The following is an 18,217-nucleotide window of genomic DNA, read 5'->3' on the forward strand; positions in this document are numbered from 1 at the left end:
ATTTGTTCTGCTGCTGAATCGGGGCCCGGCCCGGCGAACCCGCATCGACTCCGGCTACTGGAGCTACGGCACCTTGCACATCTCATTCCTGATCCACAATTCCTTCGGCTTCGGCGGCACGATCCGCACCACCATCAACCTCGCCAACGCCCTCGCCGAGCAACATGACGTGGAGATCATGTCGGTCTACCGGCACAGGGATACGCCGGTGTTCCCCGTCAACCCGCTCATCCGGCTGCGCCACCTGGTGGACCTCAGGAAGGACACACCGGGATACGAGGGAGACCTGCCCGAAGCCCGAAGACCCGCTCGTGTCTTCCCCCGGCACGAGACGCAGTATCCGTACTACAGCAGGCTGACCGACCTGCGGATCGCGCAGCACCTGAGCGACCTGACCTGTGACGTCGTCGTGGGTACGAGACCGGGCTTGAACGCGCACATCTGTCTGCAGGCCAGGCGGGGCCCGCTGCGCGTCGGGCAGGAACACCTGACGTTCCACAACCACTCGCGGCCCTTGCGGCTCACGCTGCGCCGGCTGTATCCGCGGCTGGACATGCTGACGACGACGACCTCGGCGGACGCGGACACCTATCGCAGGCGTATGAGGTTGCCGGGGGTGCGCGTCGAGGCCTTCCCCAATCCCGTTCCGGCACCGCTGGACGCACTGCCGGGCGGCAGGGAGAAAGTGGTGGTCGCCGCGGGACGGCTCGTCCCGACCAAACGCTACGACCTCCTCATCCGGGCGTTCGCCGCCGTCCGCGCCGTGCGTCCCGACTGGGACCTGCGTATCTTCGGCCCGGGCGTCGCGAGCGGTCACGGGATGAAACTCCGGGGGCTCATCGAGGATTTGGGCATGGAAGACCATGCTTTCCTCATGGGCGCGGTCTCTCCCCTGGAACCCGAGTGGCTCAAAGCGGGGCTTGCCGCCAGCGCCTCCGATCACGAGTCGTTCGGCATGACCATCGTCGAAGCGATGCGATGCGGTGTGCCCGTCGTCTCCACCGACTGCCCACTGGGACCGAGGGAGATCATCTCCGATGGGGTCGACGGCTTCCTCGTGCCCATGGGTGACGAGGAGGCCCTCGCCCGCAAGCTGCTGGATCTCATCAACAGGGACGAGCTCCGCGGGCGTATGGCTGAATCGGCGCGAAAGTCCTCGGCGCGCTACGAGCCGGCGGTCATCGCAGACCGTTTCGCCGACACCTGCGCGCAACTGACGAGCCGTCATGGATCGAGCCGCTCTCTGCGAACTGTCCTGCACCAGACCAGGGGCTCCGTGATCGGCACGGCCTACGTCGTCAAGGACGCGGTGAAGAAGAGATTCAACTGAGTGTCCGACTGACTGTCCGGCTAACCGACCGACCGATGCGCTCGGCGGTCGTACTGTCGAATCCCGTGACCGAGGAGGACTCCGGATGCGCAAAGTGACCTATTCGATGAGCGTCTCGCTGGACGGCTACATCGTCGGACCGGACGGCGGCTTCGAGTGGACGGAGCCCGACGCGGAGGTCTTCCGCTTCTGGATCGACGAGATCCGGGAGGTGGGCGTGCATCTGCTGGGACGACGGCTCTACGAGACGATGCTGTACTGGGAGACCGCCGATCAGGATCCTTCCCTCGACGACGCCGCGCGTGAGTGGGCCGGGCTGTGGAATCCGCTGCCCAAGGTGGTCTTCTCCACCACGCTGTCGGAGGTGCGGGGCAACGCCCGTCTGGTCTCCGGCGGCCTGGCGGAGGAGATCGAGCGGTTGCGCGCCGAGCCGGAGGAGGGCGACATCGCGATCGGCGGCGCGACGCTCGCCGCGGGGGCGGCCGCGGCGGGGCTGATCGACGAGTACCAGGTCATGGTCTACCCCGTGCTGGTGGGCGGCGGCATTCCGTTCTTCCCCCGGAGCGAGCGCCGGGTGGATCTCGAACTCACCGAGACCCGCACCTTCAACTCCCAATTCGTCTACCTGCGCTACCGCGTGGCGCGCTAGCCGACACGATCACCACCTCCCCCCTTCGGCACCGGCCGCCTCCGCGCCGCTCGTCGCGAACGGTGAAGTCCTGCGGCACAACCGTTGATCTTTGTCGTGGTGGCATGAAGGCTGTAGCCCATCATGTGTCCGGCGCAGGTACGGGGGAGCCCTCTCCGCACCCGGCGCGGGACAGCCGACTTCGAATGCTCCGAGAGGCTGGAGATCATGCCGAGCCTTGCCCCGCCCCATGTGGGCAACACCTCCCCGAGAGGCATGGTCGCCCGGTGCGCCGACGACGCGTCCTCCGCGGCCCGGGGCGGCACCGCATGAGCCGCCTGCTGAGGGTCGAACGGGAGCAGGGCACGGCCGTGCTCACGCTCGACGATCCGGAGCGCCGCAACATCCTGTCCGGCCCGCTCGTCGGCGAACTCCTCTCCGCGTTCGACGAGTTGGAAGCCGACGCCGCCGTCACCTCGGTCGTCCTGACCGGGGCGGGCACCGCCTTCTGCGCCGGGGCCGACCTCACGGACCTCACGGCGGCATCCGAGGGTGACACCTCGGGCGTAGAGACCGTCTACGAGTCGTTCCTGCGCGTAGCACGCACACCCCTGCCCACCATCGCCGCCGTCAACGGCCCGGCGGTCGGCGCCGGCCTCAACCTCGCGCTGGCCTGCGACGTACGCCTGGCCGCGGAATCGGCGTGGTTCGACACGCGTTTCCTCAAGCTCGGCCTGCACCCCGGCGGCGGCCACACCTGGATGCTGCACCGCCTGGTCGGCCCGCAGACAGCCGCCGCCATGGTCCTCTTCGGCGAACGCCTGGACGGCGCGGCGGCCGTCACCGCCGGCCTGGCCCACCGGTGCGTCCCCGACACGGAGCTGCTCCCCGCGGCCCGCGCCCTCGCCTCCGCAGCCGGCGCCGTCGAACCAGAACTGCTGCGCCGCACCAAACAGACACTGCGGAGCGCGGGCGACGGACGGAGCCACGACCAAGTGGTGGAAGAGGAAACGCGGGACCAGCTCTGGTCACTCGCCCTGCCGGGCACCGCTCAACGCCTGCGCGAGCTTCGCAAGAAGCCCCGAGGTTGAGCCCCGCAGGATGGGTGCCGGCATCTCGACGTAACCGCGGCCGTCTTGCACACTGACCGTCACAAGTCGGGAATCGGGTGAGGGCGCCTTGGAGGATCCGCTCGCACATGGGCCGCAGCAGACCGGCGGGACGCCGACAGCGGCGGCCGACGGGAAAGGCGCCCCGAAGGAGCGCCGCAGCGGCTCCGCGGCGGGTACCGGGCCCGTACTGGGCCGTGCCCTGCAGATCCTTGGTGCGTTCAGCGCGAAGTGCCCTGAAATGACGTTGAGCGAGCTGTCGCGGCGGTCCGGCCTGCCGGTGTCGACCGTGCACCGGATGCTCGGCGAACTCATCGCCTGGGGAGCGCTGGAGCGCGACGACAAGGGGTGCTACCGCGTCGGCCTGCGCCTGTGGGAAGTCGCTTCTCTGGCTCCGCGCGGACAGGGCCTGCGCGAGCGGGCGCTGCCGTTCCTGGAGGACCTCTCGCAGGTCACCCGAGAAAACGTGCAGCTCGCGGTACGCGAGGGCACGGAGGTTGTCTTCGTGGAGCGCATCGCGGGGTCCGGCGCCGTGCCCGTACTCACCCGCGTGGGCGGGCGGTTCGCCCTCACGGCCACCGGCGTGGGCCTCGTACTGCTCGCGCACGCCCCTGCCGAAGTGCAGAACCAGGCCCTCGCGGGCCCCCTGGAGCGGTTCACGCCCGACACGGTGACCGACCCGCGTGCCCTGCGGCGCATGCTGGCCGACGTGCGGACCAACGGCTATGCGGTCAGCGACCGCCAGGTCACGACGGATGCTCTGTCGGTCGCCGCGCCGGTCTTCCGCGATGCCACGGTGATCGCCTCGGTGTCCCTGGTGGTCCGCCATGGCACCGCCTCCGCACACGGCCTCGCCCGGCTCGTCTGCACGAGCGCCAGGGCCATCTCACGCGCCATGACGACGCCGTAGGTGCGCGACGCGCCATGTCCACGCCGTAGTTGTGGGCCGCGCCGTGCCACGCCGCGGTATCACGTGGATGTCTCCCGGCACGCGGATGTTTCCCGGCATCCGGAAAGCCCCCTGGCGACCCGGGGGCGCCGAGCCCACCATGGTCCGCCGTACCCCGCCGTACCGTCCCACTCCGAAGGGAAGAGTCATGACTGCTTTCGTACGCGATCAGTGGTACGTCGCCGCCTACGGCCGCGAGGTCGGGCGCGAGCTCCTTGGACGCACCGTCCTCGGCGAGCCGATCCTGCTGTACCGCACGCAGGACGGCAGGGCGGTGGCGATGGCCGAGCGCTGCGTGCACCGGCGCTTCCCGCTGTCGCAACCGCCGACCCGGCTGGACGGAGACCGCGTGGTGTGCGGCTACCACGGTTTCACCTACGACACCGACGGCAGCTGCGTCTTCGTACCCGGCCAACAACGCATCCCGCGCACGGCGCGCCTGAAAACGTACCCGGTGATCGAGCAGGACTCCTTCGTGTGGGTATGGATCGGCGACCGCGAGCCCGGCGACACCCTGCCGCCCCGTGCCCCGTGGATGGACTCGCCCCGGTACACCGTGGTCTCGGGCATGGAGCCGATCGACGGCGACTACGGCCTGCTCGTCGACAACCTCCTGGACCTGTCGCACGAGACGTACCTGCACGGCGGCTACATCGGCACACCGGAGGTGGCCGCGACGCCCATCACCACCGAGGTCGACGACACGGCCGGCATCGTCCACGTCAGCCGCCACATGGACGACGCGGAATGCCCGCCGTTCTACGCCAAGTCCACGGGCATCGAGGGCCGCATCAGCCGCTGGCAGGACATCGAGTACCACGCACCGTGTCTCTACCTGCTCCACTCGCGCATCGCCCCCGCCGGGGCGCCCGGGCCGAACCCGGACGGCAGCGACCCGCACGCCTTCCACGTCGAGGTCGTCTACGGCATCACCCCGTCGACGCAGAAGACCACGTACGACTTCTGGGCCGTGGCCCGCGACTTCGCCCTCGACGACCAGGACGTCACCGACTTCCTGCACGACAACAATCACACGGTGGTCATGCAGGACGTGGTGGCCCTCAACGTGCTGCAGAAGTCCCTGGACACCGAACAGGACGGTTACCAGGAACTGAGCATCAACATCGACACGGGCGGACTCGCCGCCCGCCGCATTCTCGTCCGCATGGCCCGGCAGAGCACCGCTCCGCAGGACGACCCGGCGGTGCCCCGGTGAACCCACTGCACCCGCCCGTCCTCTCCGGCGAGGACGTCTACCGCATCCACTGGGTGCTCGGCACCGACCGGTTGCTGGCCGTCTGCCACTGCGGTGCGCAACAAGAGTTCGAGGACCCGGTGGAGCTGTGGGACTGGCTCCTCGGCCACCCCGACGACCACCGCCCCGCCCCGGCCCGGAAAGAGAGCGTCACACCTTGAACCTCACCAGCCCACCCCCTACCGGGGACGAACTCGACCTGACCCTGGTCCACAAGGAGCCCCTCGCCGAGGGCGTCGTCCGGCTCACCCTGGCCCACCCGCGCGGCGAGCGCCTGCCCGCGTGGAGCCCGGGCGCCCACATCGACCTCATGCTGGGCCCCGGCCTGGTACGCCAGTACTCCCTGTGCGGGGACCCGGCCGACACCTCCCGCTTCCAGGTGGCCGTGCTGCGCGAGCCGGAGAGCAGGGGCGGCTCCCGGCACGCGCACCACACGCTGGCCGAGGGCGACACGGTCCGGGTGAGCAGCCCCCGCAACCACTTCCGGCTGGCTGCCTCCCCGCGCTATCTGTTCATCGCGGGCGGCATCGGCATCACGCCGATCCTGCCGATGATCGCCGCCGCCGACCGGCAGGGCGCCGACTGGCGGCTGGTGTACGGCGCGCGCAGCCGCGCCGGCATGGCCTTCGCCGAGCAGCTGACCAGGGACCATCCGCGCCGGGTGGACCTGCGCCCCCAGGACGAGACCGGCCTCCTCGACCTGGACGAGCTGCTCGCCGGACCTGCCGCCGACACCCTCGTCTACTGCTGCGGTCCCGGGCCTCTGCTCGACGCGGTGGAGCAGCGGTGCGCCTCCTGGCCGCAGGGCACGCTGCACATCGAGCGCTTCAGGCCGAAGGAGAGAGCGGACGACGCCCCCTCGGCCGGCTTCGAGGTGGAGCTCTCCCGTGCCGGCATCACGGTGACCGTCCCGCCGGACAAAACCGTCCTCCAAAGCCTCGAAGAGGCCGGCGTATCAGTCCTGTCCTCATGCCAGGAGGGCACCTGCGGCACGTGCGAGACCGCGGTCCTCGACGGCCGCGTGGACCACCGGGACTCCCTCCTCACCCCTGCCGAGCAGGCCTGCAACGACACGATGTTCATCTGCGTCTCGCGCGCGGCGGGCCCGCGCCTCGTACTGGACCTGTGACTCGCTCCTGGGTTTTCCTGTGGTTGCCACTGGGGGAGGGCATCTTGTCCCGCGGGGGACACACTGATTGGCTCGTTCACGCCCACGCCCCCCGGACACCACCCTGCGCGGAAGGCTGCCCCCTGCCATGACGACGATCCCGTTGCCGATCGGCCTGGTCCAGACGGCCGCGCGACATCATGCCGCCGCCGACGGCCTGGACGCGTTCGCCGCGGACGTACGACGCGTCAGCGAGGCGCATCCCGATGTTCGGCTCCTCGCGTATCCGGAACTGCACTTGTGCGGTCACCAGCCCGGCGAGGATCCGGTGACGGTCATGACTGCGGCGGCCGAGCCGTTGGACGGGCCCCGCGGCGCCCGTCTGGCGTCCCTCGCGCGCGAGCTGGGCCTCTGGCTGGTGCCCGGCACGGTCTACGAGGAGGGTGCGGACGGCCGGATCTACAACACGGCCCCCGTCTACTCGCCCTCGGGCGAACGGGTCGCGGCGTACCGCAAGATCTTCCCGTGGCGGCCCTTCGAGACCACCGCGTCCGGCAGCAGCTTCGTCGTCTTCGACATGGAGGACTACGGACGGGTGGGGCTGACGATCTGTTACGACGCCTGGTTCCCCGAGACCACCCGACACCTGGCGTGGCAGGGCGCCGACCTCGTACTGAACCTGGTGCGCACGCCCACTGTCGACCGCGCCCAGGAAGTCGTGCTCGCGCAGGCCAACGCGATCGTCAACCAGGTGTACATGGCCAGCCTCAACGCGGCGGCGCCGGACGGCGTCGGGCGCAGTGTCGTCGTGGACCCCGAGGGGCATGTGCGCGTCGAGGCGGGGCCGGGGCCGGAAGAGGTGCTGACGGACGTGCTGGACCTCGCGGAGGCGCGCCGGGTGCGCGCGCAGGGGACCGCTGGCCTGACCCGGGTATGGGACCCGTTCGCGGACGACCAGGCACCGCTCGAACTCCCCCTGTACGCGGGCCGGATCGACCCCGAGCGCTGGCGTCGCGGGGCCCGCTTGTAGAGCGGGCCGAGATCATCCGAGCGGGGGCCGTCCCGGGGCCACGGCGCAGGCGGCGAGATGGGCTGTGACGCGCGTGATGGTCCCGGCGTTGTCCTCGAACAGATGCGACTGCATGCCCGCGGCCCTGGCCCCCTCGACGTTGACCGCGACATCATCGACGAACAGGCAGTCCTGCGGGCGCACGGACAGGCGGGCGCATGTGCTCTCGAAGGCACGCGGGTCGGGCTTCTCGATGCCGATCTCATGCGAGTAGACGATCTGCTCCACGAGCTCGTCGAACTGATACAGCGCCGTCTCCCGCTCCCGGGCGCCGACGAAGCTGTTGCTCAGAATGCCCAGCCGGCAGCGTCCGCGCAGTCCTCGCACATAAGCGATGAGCTCCTCGTTCGGCGTCCCCAGGTACTCCGCCCAGAGATCGGCCATGAAGGCTTCGACCTGCGGGGTGCCGAGGTCCAAACGGGCCGCCACCTGATCGCGCACCTCCCGCTCGCTGATGCTTCCGACACACCCGGCCTGCCACACGTCGCGCATCCGCTCATGGACGGTGCCCGGTGGCAGCCCCAGCCGCGCTTCCCACCGTTGTACCCATCCCGTCTGCGGCGTCATCTCCAGTACGCCGCCGATGTCGAGAATGACGCAGGCCGCGGTCTCGCTCGTGCCCATGCCCCCACCCATGCTCATGCTCATGCGAAGTCCCCCTCCATTGCTTGTGACAGCTGACAGCCGGCCCGTCGCAACCCGCGCAGGCTGATGTCCTGTCCTGCTTACCTTGATCGCCGGTGCGACACTGGAGAAGTGACGGACACCGAACGGCAGACGGAACGGCGCTTGGAACGAGCCATTCTGGATCTGCTCGAACGTCGTGACCCGGCCTCGTCGATCTGCCCGTCCGACGCCGCGCGGGAGGCGTACGACGGGGACGACGACGGCTGGCGTGAGCTGATGGACCCGGCCCGGCGCGCGGCCGGGCGGCTGGTCTCCGCCGGCAAGGTGGAAGTCACCCAGTCGGGCCGCCGCGTCGACCCGGCCAAAGCCCGTGGTCCGATCCGTATCCGCCGCCCCCGCTGAGATCAGGTGCGGAGTGTCTTGCGCAGGAGCTCCGCGAACGGGCCGGGGTGAGTGGTCAGGCCGGTGTGGCCGCCGGGGAAGTGGACGAGTTCGGCCCCGAGTTGCCTGGCCAGATAGGCGGCCGGGCGGTAGGGGAGTTCCCCGTGCGAGTCCTGGCCGCCGGCGAGTACGAGCTGGTTCGCGAGCTCTTCCAGGCGGCGGATGTCCGGGGCGTAGCCCATGAAGCTGGGCACGATGCGGCCGAGGAAGTACGGCAGGTTGGCCATGGTCTGCTCGGCCCGTGCCGCTGCTTGGGGCGGCAGTTCGATCTCGGCTGCGGGCCGGGGCGGGGTGGCATCGCCGTTCGCGGCAGTGCCGGCCTTTTGCAGGCCCGCGGCGAACGCTGCCATCGCCGGCATGAGCCCCTGCGTACGGAACGTCTCCCGCACGGTTGCGAGGAACGCACGGTGCTCTGCCGCATCCGGCAAAACCTCTACCACAGGCGGCTCGTGTGCCACGAGGCGCTCGACGCTTTCGGGGTGGACGGTCAGCAGATGCAGGGCCGTGATCGCGCCCGAGCTGGTGCCGAACACCCTGGCGGGCTCGCCGGGCGACAGCAGTTGCAGGAGTCGGAAGGCGTCGTCGGCGTGCTCGGCCACCTGCTGATCGGCCTCCGGATCGTCCAGGATGCTGCGGGAGATGCCGCGGGGATCGTAGGCGGCGACGGTGTACTCGGCGGCCAGAGCGTCGGCGACGTTGTCGAACGCGGCTGCTCCGCCTGCCCCGCCGGGGATCAGGAGCAGGAGCGGGCCGTCGCCGCGCACTTGGTAGTGCAGGGTCGCGCCGGGCACACGCAGGCTGCCGGTGGTCGGGGTGGTCGGGGTGGTCGGGGTGGTCGGGGTGGTCGGGGTGGTCATGAGGGTTCTCCTTCGTCGAGCGGGGGCCAGTGCTCCAAGAGGGTGTGCAGGGCGTCGAGGGCGCGGGTCCAGGAGCGTTGCGGCGTACGAGCGTGTGCGAACCCGCCCGCGGCCTCCAGGGCGACGAATCCGTGGAAGGTGCTGCGCAGCAGCCGCACCGCGTCGGTCAGGTCGGGCTCGGCGAGTCCGTAGCCGCGCAGCATCCCGTAGGTCAGCTCGACCGCGCGCCGTGGACCCGGCGCGTGTGCGGCCAGTTCGGGGTCGATGTCGATCGGGGTCTGCGTCGCCGTGTAGCGGCCCGGGTGCTGGTGGGCGTACTCCCTCCACGCGGTGGCGAACGCGACCAGCGCGTCCTTGCCCGCCAGTCCGACGGTCGCCTCCGCGATGCGCAGGGTCTTCTCGCCCGCCGCCAGCAGCGCGATCCGTCCCCGCAGGTCTTCCAGGCCGCGTACGTGTGTGTAGAGGCTCGCGTCCTTCACTCCGAGCCGCCGCGCCACCTGTGACATGGTCACCTGCTCCAGACCGACTTCGTCCGCAAGATCCGCGCCCGCGATCGTCACCCGCTCCGTGGTCAACCCAGCCCGTGCCATACGCCGTTCCCGCCTGCCTAGGGGCCCTAGGTTTTTCCTAGGGGTCCTAGTTTGCGTGTGCGGGCCCCGGAGGCGCAAGTCAATTGGGGGCTGCGAGCTCCCACCCCCGGGGCCCTCGCTTCTGCGCCAGGCCGAGTCGTCTCCCGCCCGGCCGGGGCAAGAGTGGCGCAGAGTACTCCCCATGACGATGACGACACCGACACCCGCGGATCTGCTCCGCTCCCTGGCCCGCACCCGCGCCTCGCTCGACGGCGAGGAGGTCACGTACTGGTGGTCCGGCGACGTGTACTCCCGGGCCCCCGATGAGCCGTACCAGCGGCTCTTCGGCTTCGAAGGAGTGAACGTCGCCCGCCTGGTCCCGGATGCCGAGGCCGGCCCGGATGCCTACCAACTGCTCACCCGCGAGGCCGCCTTCTATCTGGATCCCGTGACGCGCGAGATCCTGGAGACCTGGAAGGACCTGCCGGTCGTGCACGTCTGGAACGACCCGGCGAACCAAAAGTGGCGCCCCTTCCCGGTCCCGACGACCGACCTCGGCGGCCAGGTCTGCTTCAGCCTGGAGATTCCGTTGGCCTACCCCTCGCCGCTGCCGGTGGCCGACTATCCCGTGCACTCCGCCGGAGACACGTACAAGGCCCTCGAACTCTTCCAGTTCTTCGCCGACCGCGCCGATCTGGACGGCCCGGCGCCCAGCGTGCCCGCCACCATGTCGTGGACCCGGATGTCCCCGTGGCTCCCGTGGATGGCACGCGGCCAACGGCCCGGCGGCCTCACCTTTCACTGCCGGGGCCGCAAACTCGCCTCGTACGCCGAGGTCCCCGAGCGCACGCGCGCCTACATCGCCGACCATCACCCGGAGTTCGCCCGGGCCCCGGAGAAGTGGAGCGAGCCGAACGAAACGAGCTGGACATACTTCCGCAAGCTCTACCCGCCGCGGTAGGGGGGACGGACTTCGCCCCTTGGGCCGTGGCTGTCGTGACCGTCGCGGTTCGCGGAGGGGCATCGATGTCAGACCCGTCTGCCACGCTCGGCGCATGGGATTCTTCGATGATCTGGTGTTGCCGGAGGAACAGGCCGCCGAGCGGACCGCGTTGGTGTGGCTGAGTCCGCCGGGAGCGGACGCCGGGGGCAGCGAGCCGCCCGTCGACTGGTTCGCACCCGTGCTGCACCCGCAGTTGGCGGTGGCCGGTGCCGGCGCGCACGCCCGGGTGGTGATGACCGGATGGTCGCTGTGGCCGAACGCGGCGACCTTGCATCTGTCGGTCTTCCGCAGGGCCCGCTGGTCGAGTGCGGAGGCAAGGCGGCAGTCCGGGCTCAGGGTCGGCCTGCTGTCCTGCGACGGCCGGCGGGTGACGACACTGGACCCCACCGCGCAACGAGCGGTGCGTCGGACCATGCCGGACGGAGAAGAGACCACGGTCATGCGGGACCAGGCCTCCGGGCTGATCCCACTTGACCCCGGCCTGCATAAACCCCGCCGCTCCCTCTTCAAGGTCGATGTCGATCTGTATCTGGCGGAGCTCCTGCCGCCGGGCGAAGCGCAGCTGGTCGTGGAGTGGCCGGACGAGGGGATTCAGGAGACTCGCACGCCGGTCGACTTCGCCGCGTTGCACGCCGCGTCGGCGCGGGTGCTCGAGGTCTGGCCGGGGCTCGAACCACCGGACCCGGCGGAGCAGCCGGAATCCTTCGCGACGTTCGAAGTCGGCGGAACGCCGAACTTCCTGGCTCCGCCACTGACGGGGCACCAGCGCAAGATGCTGCGCATACAGGAGGAGGAACGGCTGCGCTACGCACCGCGGGCCGACTGGAAGGGGGTGTCTTACTGGGATTGGGGGAACCCGGAGGTGCTGCGGGCCAGGCTCGAAGCGGGGGCGCCCGCCGATGCCCGCGTCGAGGCACAGGGGCCGACCGCGCTGCACCGGGCGGCGGAGCGCGGGGTGGCGGAAGCGGTCCAGGTGCTTCTGGCCCATGGCGCCGAGGCGGACCCCTTCGACGGCGACGATCACACACCGCTGTGGTACGCCGCTTGCAACGTGGACGAGGGCAGCGTCCGTGCGCTGATCGCCGCCGGCGCCGATGTGTGGACACCGCAGACGGGTCCCTGGTCGCCGGGCCGGCTGCTGCTGACCACATCGCTGGCGCCGCTCGTCGCGCAGCTGCCGGGCGCGGTGGAACTGCCCGCCGGGGAAGTCGCTGCCTTCCGGGAGGCGGACGCGCTCACCGCGGCGATGGGCGAGCGCGAGGTGTATACCGAAGGGCTCGGCCTCTGCTTCGTACGGGGGCTGAGCGAGGAAGAGGTGATCCGGCGCCTGGGCGCCGACCCGGCGCTGTGCCCGACGGCAGATGCCGAGCACGCTCCCTTCGATCTGTCGGACTTCGACGCATGCCTTCGCCATGTGGGGGTCGTCGGTGTCTCCGGCGCGCCCGGTGGCTGCGTCATCACACAAGATGGGTACATGCCGAGCGACGACGCGGTGTTGCGGACGCTGTCGGCAGGCACCGCCGCGTACGGCATCTACTTCAACCCCAAGGGCGGCACGTTCGGCACGCTGGCCCGCGACGGCGAAGTCGCTGTGCACGAGGAGATCGGTCTGACGCCGGACGAGCCGGCTCCGGCCGCCTATTGGCACTTCCGCTTCTGGCAACGGGAGCACAGCTTTCCCCACGATTCCCACATCCTCGCCTACGCCTGCGCGGCGGCCGGTCTGCGCGTGGACGACGCCCAGAACGCGGTGGACCACGGCGCGCCGCGCCGCTGGGTGCGGTTGCCCGTGCATAGGGCGGGGTGTCCTTGAAGGCCGGGCTGCCGACTGGGTCTGGACAGATAATCTAGATGTGGCTAGATTATCTGTCCAGAAGTAGATGGCGCGTCTGTGTGGCGGCAGCCGGAGGCAAGGAGTGAACCCGAAGTGAGCAGCACATTGAGCGGGGGCGGGCGATGACGCCGGACGGAAAGGACCCGGCGGGCGGGAAGGGCCCGGACGCGAAGATGGACGTGGTGGAGGACGTGGATGCGGGCGCGGGCGCGAAACCGTTCGATCCTGCGGCGGCCGAGTCGCCGGAAGACGCGCATCTCCTGGCCGAAGCCGAGAAGATCGCGCAGGCGCTGGGCCGTATGTTCCCCGGCATCTGCGAGGTCGTGCTGCACGATCTGCGCGACCCGGACCATGCCATCCGCTGCATCGAGAACAACCTGTCGGGGCGTCAGGTGGGGGAGTCCGCAACAGAGTTGGGCCTGGCCCGCATCAGGGACCCGCACTACCCCAGCGTCATCCAGAACTACGCCAACCAGTTCCCCGACGGACGCCCCGCCAAGAGCACCTCGATCGGGATCAAGAACGCCGCCGGGCAGTACATTGCCGCCCTCTGTCTGAACCTGGACATCTCCACGCTCTCGCCCATCACGCTGACCCTGTCGAACCTCATCGCCACCGATCCCGAAACCCGGGACGCCCCGCTCGAAAGGCTGGGCGACCGCAGCCGCCGGGAACTGCGCGAAGTCATCGAGACCACGGCCGCCGAGCGCTCCACCACCCCGCGGGCCCTGCCCCGCGAGGCGAAGAAGGACCTCGTACGCCGCCTGCACGAGGACGGCTACTTCGACACGCGCAACGCCGCCCAGACCATCGGCGACCTCCTGGGCATCTCCCGAGCCAGCGTCTACACCTACGCAAGGCGCGACGATGACCGCGGTTGAGAACGCGGCGGTCGACAACGCGGCGGCTGAGAACACCGCCGTTGAGAACGCCGCAGTTCAGAACACCACGGGCAACCGCCGCCCCCGCACAGCCGACCGGACCGCGATCACCACGCTCGACAGCGCCCGACTGACCTCGCCCGCAGGCCACTACTCGCACATCACCACCCACCGAGGCGTCGCCTACATCTCCGGCCAGCTCCCCGTGTCGCCCGACGGGTCCCGGCTGGCCGAAGAGCCCTTCGAGGTCCAGGCGCGACAGGTCCTCAGCAACCTCGACGCCTGCCTGGCCACGGCCGGCACCAGCCGCGAGCGGCTCCTTTCGGTCACCGTCCACGTGACCGGCATCGGCGACTGGCCGGCCTTCGACCGGCTGTACGCGGACTGGCTCGGCGCGCACAGGCCGGCGCGAGCCGTCGCCGGTGTCCAGGAGCTGCACTACGGGGCCGCGGTGGAAGTCCACGCCATCGCCGCCCTCGACTGAACAGCCCGTACGCGCCCGCGGCCCGTCCGGCTGAAACTCCGCTGAACCCTGCTCGAAAAGGGATGTTGCCCGTGATCACCACCCCGCCCTCTGCCCGCGCGACGACACTGGCCGATCCCGACACCCCGTTCGCCGTCGTCGACGTGCACAAGTCGCTGCGCAACATCGAACGGCTGGCGAGCCGGGCCGACCGGCTCGGGGTCACCCTGCGCCCTCACGTCAAGACGGCCAAGAGCCTCGCCGTCGCCGCCCTGATGCACGGTGGCACCTCCATGCCCGTCACCACCTCCACGCTGGCCGAGGCCGAGGCCTTCGCGGACGCCGGCTACACCGACATCACGTACGCGGTCGGCATCGACCCGCACAAGCTGCCCCGCGTCATCGCCCTGCTGCGCCGCGGCGTCACCCTGCGCGTCCTGCTCGACAGCCGCGAACAGGCCGTCTCCGTCACCGCCGCCGCCCGCGAAGCGGGCCTTGCCATCCCCGCGCAGATCGAGATCGACTGTGACGGCCACCGCGGCGGGCTCAAACCCGGCGCCCCCGAACTCACCGACATCGGCCGCATCCTGCACGAAGCCGGCTGCCTCGACGGCGTACTGACCCACGCGGGCGAGTCCTACTTCGCCCATACTCCATACGACCAGCGCCTGGCGGCCGAGAACGAACGCGACAGTGCGGTGGCCGCGGCGCGGCGGCTGCGCGCCGCCGGGCTGCCTGTCGGCACGGTCAGTGTCGGCTCCACTCCGACCGCCCACGCGGCCGAGGACCTCACCGGCGTCACGGAACTGCGCGCCGGCAACTACGTCTTCTTCGACCTGGTCATGGCCGGCCTGGGTGTCTGCCGACTCGAAGACCTCGCCCTGTCGGTCGTCGTCACCGTCATCGGCCATCGTCCCGAGTACGGCTGGATCCTCACCGACGGCGGCTGGATGGCCATGTCCCGCGACCGCGGCACCGCCGCCCAGCCCCGCGACCAGGGCTACGGCCTCGTCCTCGACCTCGCCGGCAACCCGATCCCAGACCTGGTCATGAGCGCGGCCAGCCAGGAGCACGGCACCCTCACCGCCCGCGACGGCGCCACCCTGCCCGAGCTGCCCGTCGGCACCCGGCTGCGCATTCTGCCCAACCACGCCTGCGCCACCGCGGCCCAGCACCGCGGCTACCACGTCATCGACAGCAGTCAGCCTGTGGGCGGCGCGCCCGCCGTCCAGGCCAAGTGGCCACGCATCAACGGCTGGTGACAAGCCGTCACCGCCACTCCGCACCCTCCCGACCGTCACCCCTTCAGCCCCGACCCACGTAAGGACACCGCATGACTGCCACCCTGCCCGTGACCTTCGACGACATCCGTGCGGCCGCCGCACGCCTATCGGGCATCGCCCACCGCACCCCCGTCCTGACCTCCCGCACCCTCAACGCCCGCGTCGGCGCCGAGGTGTTCATCAAGTGCGAGAACTTCCAGCGAGTCGGCGCCTTCAAAATCCGAGGTGCTTACAACGCCGCCGCGCAGCTGCCCGCGGAACAGCTGGCCAAGGGCATCGCCGCCTACTCCTCGGGCAATCACGCCCAGGCCACCGCGCTGGCCGCCCGTGAGCTGGGCACCAGCGCCGTCATCCTGATGCCCGAGGACGCTCCCCAGTCGAAGAGGGAGGCCACCGCCGGGTACGGCGCTGAGATCGTCACCTACGACCGCTACACCCAGGACCGCGCCGCGCTTGCCGAGGCACTCGCCGCCGAACGCGGTCTCGCGCTCATCCCTCCCTACGATCACCCGCACGTCATCGCGGGCCAGGGCACCGCGGCCCTCGAACTCCTGGAGGAGACCGGGGAACTGGACACCCTGATGACACCCGTCGGAGGAGGAGGCCTCATCGCGGGCAGCGCCATCGCCGCGAAGACCCTGCACCCCGGCATGAACGTGGTCGGTGTCGAACCCGCCGACGGCGACGACACCAAACGCTCCCTGGAGACGGGAGAGCGCGTCACCATCCCCGTGCCGCGGACCATCGCCGACGGGCAGGCCATCTCCACCCCCGGCGACATCACCTTCGCCATCAACCGTCGGCTGGTGGACGGCGTTGTCCTTGTCGACGACGACGAGATCCGAGACGCCATGCGCTACGCCTTCGAACGCCTCAAAATCGTCCTGGAACCCAGCGGCGCAACCGCTCTGGCCGCACTCCTTGCCGGACGTCTCGACGACCGCCCACGGCGCATCGGCATCATCGCCTCCGGAGGAAACATCAACACCCGGCGGTTCGCCGACATCATCAACGGCTGACGGGCCCCGGTGACGGCCCATCAGAGCGCCGGGGTGCAGCCAATCGCAGCAAATTCGCGAAATCGCGCCACGGCGCGGACCGTGCGGGGAAGAGCAAAGGGGACGACGAGAGCACGGTGGCCCGCAAAGGACACAGATCATGCGCCCCTCAGCCCATAGCCGCTACTGGCGTACGTTTGCCTACGCCGGTTGCCTCCTCCTGCTCGGGTGCGGGGACACTCACAGCGCTCCGGCGCCCGGGCCCTCCGCCGCTACCTCGCGAGTACCGTCCGACGGGCGCCCGCTCCACCCCCGGGACGGCGGTGCCGCCCTGCGCATTCCCGGCCTCGGACCGGCCACGCAGGCCCAGATCGGGCCCGAGACACAACAGGCCCTGGTGGTGACCGGCGAGTCAGGGGCCAACACCGCTACCGCCGAGCTCTACACGAGGGAGCAGCCAGCCGGGTGGCACCGCACGGCAGGACCGTGGCGGGCCCGCAACGCCGTGCGCGGCTGGACCGGTGCTCACCGCGTGGGGGATCTGCGCACTCCGATCGGTGTGTTCAGGATCGGCGACGCGGGAGGACTGCTGCCCAACCCGGGCACCCGGCTCCCCTACGACCAGGACGAGGAATTCGACGAGCCGGGGGTCGGCTACTACGGCGAACCACTGGCAGGCTCCTTCGACCACGTCGTGGCGATCGACTACAACCGGCGCTCGGGATTCTCTCCCCTGGACAAGGTGCGCCCGCTCGGCCTGGAGAAGGGCGGGGGAGTGTGGGTGCACGTGGATCACGGCGGCCCCACCAAGGGCTGCATCGCTCTTCCGCGCCCGCAGTTGAGCCAACTGCTGCGCCAGCTCGATCCGCGCCGCCGGCCGGTCATCGTGATGGGACCGGCGACCGAACTCCGCCGTTAGCGACCGGCTTCTGTGGTCCCGGGCGGAGGGGCGGGCAGCATGAGGACATGCCCGGGCTGACCGATCCCAGTAGGACGCTACGTCGACACGGTCGGCCTCAAGCGCCGCTACTCCGTCCCGACATCGACCGCCGCTGACTGACCACTCACGGCCCCCGCCCTCACCCCCTGCCGCAGCACACGCCGGGAGGCGCCTGACAGGCAGCCGTCCCCGAAGGACCAAAGACCCTGCATTGCGGGCCGCGATATGGAAACCCGGGAGGCCTCGAAGGCCGACCGGCGGTCTGCAGAGGCGAGAAGGGTGATGGCACATGGGCTGGATGAAGGCCAGGTTCCGGCAGGCGAGGGGGCGCATGAAGGAGGCGGACGGCATCGTCCTGCGCAACGAGCGCCTGCGGGCCGAAGGCCGGCGCGAGCAACAGCGCAGCCGTGAAGCGTATCTGGCACGGCAGCACGGCGCCGGAAATCGGTAGCCCCGATAGGCCCGATAGGCCCTGTGTGCCGGACGGGGAAGACCCGTACGGCGGCCGGGTACTGCTAGCGGCCTGTCGATCAGGTCAGCGGTGATTTGAGGGCGACCGGGTGGGTGCCCTGGTCGGGGATCAGGCCGAGCGGCTTCCCGGCCGAGCGTTCGGCTGTGCGGCGGGCGAGCTGCCCGGTGATGTTGGCGGCGGGCTGGATCTCTTCGCGGGGTGTGCTGTGCGGCACGGTTGCCGGCAGGCGGGGCGGGTCGGCGAACGCTGTGACGGTGGGCAGGGCGCTCGCGGCGAGGGCGGCGATGACGATCAGGAGAGCTCGGACTCGCGCGGACACGGCCGGAGTAGACCTTTCCGGTTGCTAGGGCTGGGTTGGGCTGGGATGGGGCTGGGCCGGGGCCGGCAGGGCGTGGCGTCGG

The 18,217-nt window shown here is 70.3% G+C and carries 21 protein-coding genes; 17 read left to right on the forward strand and 4 right to left on the reverse strand.

Annotation, left to right across the window (positions count from 1 at the left end):
- Positions 1-73 precede the first annotated feature (73 nt).
- From IE226_RS03485 to IE226_RS03520, 8 genes are all read left to right on the forward strand, one after another.
- On the forward strand, positions 74-1,330 hold the full coding sequence (locus tag IE226_RS03485; protein WP_190079416.1) for a glycosyltransferase: 1,257 nt from the start codon (positions 74-76) through the stop codon (positions 1,328-1,330).
- Positions 1,331-1,415: 85 nt separating this feature from the next.
- Positions 1,416-1,979 (forward strand): dihydrofolate reductase family protein, encoded by a 564-nt coding sequence (locus IE226_RS03490; RefSeq protein ID WP_190079417.1) that lies wholly within the window; start codon positions 1,416-1,418, stop codon positions 1,977-1,979.
- 308 nt (positions 1,980-2,287) lie between these two features.
- Complete coding sequence (locus IE226_RS03495; RefSeq protein ID WP_190079418.1) at positions 2,288-3,049, forward strand: enoyl-CoA hydratase; 762 nt, start codon at positions 2,288-2,290, stop codon at positions 3,047-3,049.
- 88 nt (positions 3,050-3,137) lie between these two features.
- The gene (locus IE226_RS03500; protein WP_190079419.1) at positions 3,138-3,977 is read left to right on the forward strand and encodes an IclR family transcriptional regulator; all 840 of its coding nucleotides are present in this window, start codon (positions 3,138-3,140) and stop codon (positions 3,975-3,977) included.
- Between the two features lie 187 nt (positions 3,978-4,164).
- Complete coding sequence (locus tag IE226_RS03505) at positions 4,165-5,232, forward strand: Rieske 2Fe-2S domain-containing protein (RefSeq protein WP_190079420.1); 1,068 nt, start codon at positions 4,165-4,167, stop codon at positions 5,230-5,232.
- On the forward strand, positions 5,229-5,432 hold the full coding sequence (locus tag IE226_RS03510) for a hypothetical protein (protein ID WP_229870375.1): 204 nt from the start codon (positions 5,229-5,231) through the stop codon (positions 5,430-5,432). Before IE226_RS03505 ends, IE226_RS03510 begins: the two co-directional genes overlap by 4 nt.
- A complete protein-coding gene (locus tag IE226_RS03515; RefSeq protein ID WP_190079421.1) occupies positions 5,429-6,400 on the forward strand; it encodes a PDR/VanB family oxidoreductase in 972 nt (323 codons plus the stop codon). Before IE226_RS03510 ends, IE226_RS03515 begins: the two co-directional genes overlap by 4 nt.
- A 127-nt stretch (positions 6,401-6,527) precedes the next feature.
- Positions 6,528-7,409: a carbon-nitrogen hydrolase family protein gene (locus tag IE226_RS03520; RefSeq protein WP_190079422.1), complete on the forward strand. Its 882-nt coding sequence runs from the start codon at positions 6,528-6,530 to the stop codon at positions 7,407-7,409.
- 12 nt (positions 7,410-7,421) lie between these two features.
- On the opposite strand, the gene IE226_RS03525 is transcribed toward IE226_RS03520, so the two are convergent.
- The gene (locus IE226_RS03525) at positions 7,422-8,096 is read right to left on the reverse strand and encodes an HAD family hydrolase (protein WP_229870376.1); all 675 of its coding nucleotides are present in this window, start codon (positions 8,094-8,096) and stop codon (positions 7,422-7,424) included.
- A gap of 108 nt (positions 8,097-8,204) precedes the next feature.
- Here IE226_RS03525 and IE226_RS03530 point away from each other — a divergent pair, with 108 nt between their 5' ends.
- Complete coding sequence (locus tag IE226_RS03530; protein WP_190079423.1) at positions 8,205-8,477, forward strand: DUF3253 domain-containing protein; 273 nt, start codon at positions 8,205-8,207, stop codon at positions 8,475-8,477.
- Between the two features lie 2 nt (positions 8,478-8,479).
- Here IE226_RS03530 and IE226_RS03535 read toward each other — a convergent pair whose 3' ends face one another.
- On the reverse strand, positions 8,480-9,373 hold the full coding sequence (locus IE226_RS03535; RefSeq protein WP_190079424.1) for an alpha/beta fold hydrolase: 894 nt from the start codon (positions 9,371-9,373) through the stop codon (positions 8,480-8,482).
- Positions 9,370-9,963 (reverse strand): TetR/AcrR family transcriptional regulator, encoded by a 594-nt coding sequence (locus IE226_RS03540; RefSeq protein WP_190079425.1) that lies wholly within the window; start codon positions 9,961-9,963, stop codon positions 9,370-9,372. Before IE226_RS03540 ends, IE226_RS03535 begins: the two co-directional genes overlap by 4 nt.
- Before the next feature lie 181 nt (positions 9,964-10,144).
- Here IE226_RS03540 and IE226_RS03545 point away from each other — a divergent pair, with 181 nt between their 5' ends.
- The 8 genes from IE226_RS03545 (at position 10,145) to IE226_RS03580 (ending at position 17,795) form a co-directional block, all read left to right on the forward strand.
- The gene (locus IE226_RS03545; protein ID WP_229870378.1) at positions 10,145-10,903 is read left to right on the forward strand and encodes a DUF1838 family protein; all 759 of its coding nucleotides are present in this window, start codon (positions 10,145-10,147) and stop codon (positions 10,901-10,903) included.
- Between the two features lie 94 nt (positions 10,904-10,997).
- Positions 10,998-12,758: an ankyrin repeat domain-containing protein gene (locus IE226_RS03550; RefSeq protein ID WP_190079426.1), complete on the forward strand. Its 1,761-nt coding sequence runs from the start codon at positions 10,998-11,000 to the stop codon at positions 12,756-12,758.
- A gap of 143 nt (positions 12,759-12,901) precedes the next feature.
- On the forward strand, positions 12,902-13,660 hold the full coding sequence (locus IE226_RS03555) for a helix-turn-helix transcriptional regulator (protein WP_229870379.1): 759 nt from the start codon (positions 12,902-12,904) through the stop codon (positions 13,658-13,660).
- A complete protein-coding gene (locus tag IE226_RS03560; RefSeq protein WP_190079427.1) occupies positions 13,647-14,144 on the forward strand; it encodes a RidA family protein in 498 nt (165 codons plus the stop codon). The genes IE226_RS03555 and IE226_RS03560 overlap by 14 nt, the downstream gene beginning before the upstream one ends.
- Positions 14,145-14,218: 74 nt before the next feature.
- Positions 14,219-15,385: a DSD1 family PLP-dependent enzyme gene (locus IE226_RS03565; RefSeq protein WP_373306868.1), complete on the forward strand. Its 1,167-nt coding sequence runs from the start codon at positions 14,219-14,221 to the stop codon at positions 15,383-15,385.
- Positions 15,386-15,456: 71 nt separating this feature from the next.
- Complete coding sequence (locus tag IE226_RS03570; protein WP_190079429.1) at positions 15,457-16,425, forward strand: threo-3-hydroxy-L-aspartate ammonia-lyase; 969 nt, start codon at positions 15,457-15,459, stop codon at positions 16,423-16,425.
- A 139-nt stretch (positions 16,426-16,564) separates the two neighbouring features.
- Positions 16,565-17,323 (forward strand): L,D-transpeptidase family protein, encoded by a 759-nt coding sequence (locus IE226_RS03575; RefSeq protein ID WP_190079430.1) that lies wholly within the window; start codon positions 16,565-16,567, stop codon positions 17,321-17,323.
- Positions 17,324-17,633: 310 nt separating this feature from the next.
- Positions 17,634-17,795 carry a hypothetical protein gene (locus IE226_RS03580; RefSeq protein ID WP_190079431.1) on the forward strand — a complete coding sequence of 54 codons (162 nt, stop codon included), beginning with the start codon at positions 17,634-17,636 and terminating at the stop codon, positions 17,793-17,795.
- Between the two features lie 79 nt (positions 17,796-17,874).
- Here IE226_RS03580 and IE226_RS03585 read toward each other — a convergent pair whose 3' ends face one another.
- On the reverse strand, positions 17,875-18,135 hold the full coding sequence (locus IE226_RS03585; RefSeq protein ID WP_190079432.1) for a hypothetical protein: 261 nt from the start codon (positions 18,133-18,135) through the stop codon (positions 17,875-17,877).
- Positions 18,136-18,217: the final 82 nt, after the last annotated feature.

The sequence above is a fragment of the Streptomyces longisporoflavus genome (assembly GCF_014649775.1).
GTDB classification, from domain to species: Bacteria; Actinomycetota; Actinomycetes; order Streptomycetales; family Streptomycetaceae; genus Streptomyces; species Streptomyces longisporoflavus.

Excerpts from the sequence above, each read along its gene's own strand:
- IE226_RS03495 (WP_190079418.1), top strand. The coding sequence starts at position 2,288 with ATGAGCCGCCTGCTGAGGGTCGAACGGGAGCAGGGCACGGCCGTGCTC.
- IE226_RS03520 (WP_190079422.1), top strand. The coding sequence starts at position 6,528 with ATGACGACGATCCCGTTGCCGATCGGCCTGGTCCAGACGGCCGCGCGA.
- IE226_RS03580 (WP_190079431.1), top strand. The coding sequence starts at position 17,634 with ATGGGCTGGATGAAGGCCAGGTTCCGGCAGGCGAGGGGGCGCATGAAG.
- IE226_RS03570 (WP_190079429.1), top strand. The coding sequence starts at position 15,457 with ATGACTGCCACCCTGCCCGTGACCTTCGACGACATCCGTGCGGCCGCC.
- IE226_RS03525 (WP_229870376.1), bottom strand. The coding sequence starts at position 8,096 with ATGAGCATGAGCATGGGTGGGGGCATGGGCACGAGCGAGACCGCGGCC.
- IE226_RS03560 (WP_190079427.1), top strand. The coding sequence starts at position 13,647 with ATGACCGCGGTTGAGAACGCGGCGGTCGACAACGCGGCGGCTGAGAAC.
- IE226_RS03555 (WP_229870379.1), top strand. The coding sequence starts at position 12,902 with ATGACGCCGGACGGAAAGGACCCGGCGGGCGGGAAGGGCCCGGACGCG.
- IE226_RS03490 (WP_190079417.1), top strand. The coding sequence starts at position 1,416 with ATGCGCAAAGTGACCTATTCGATGAGCGTCTCGCTGGACGGCTACATC.
- IE226_RS03540 (WP_190079425.1), bottom strand. The coding sequence starts at position 9,963 with ATGGCACGGGCTGGGTTGACCACGGAGCGGGTGACGATCGCGGGCGCG.
- IE226_RS03550 (WP_190079426.1), top strand. The coding sequence starts at position 10,998 with ATGGGATTCTTCGATGATCTGGTGTTGCCGGAGGAACAGGCCGCCGAG.
- IE226_RS03575 (WP_190079430.1), top strand. The coding sequence starts at position 16,565 with ATGCGCCCCTCAGCCCATAGCCGCTACTGGCGTACGTTTGCCTACGCC.
- IE226_RS03505 (WP_190079420.1), top strand. The coding sequence starts at position 4,165 with ATGACTGCTTTCGTACGCGATCAGTGGTACGTCGCCGCCTACGGCCGC.
- IE226_RS03545 (WP_229870378.1), top strand. The coding sequence starts at position 10,145 with ATGACGATGACGACACCGACACCCGCGGATCTGCTCCGCTCCCTGGCC.
- IE226_RS03535 (WP_190079424.1), bottom strand. The coding sequence starts at position 9,373 with ATGACCACCCCGACCACCCCGACCACCCCGACCACCCCGACCACCCCG.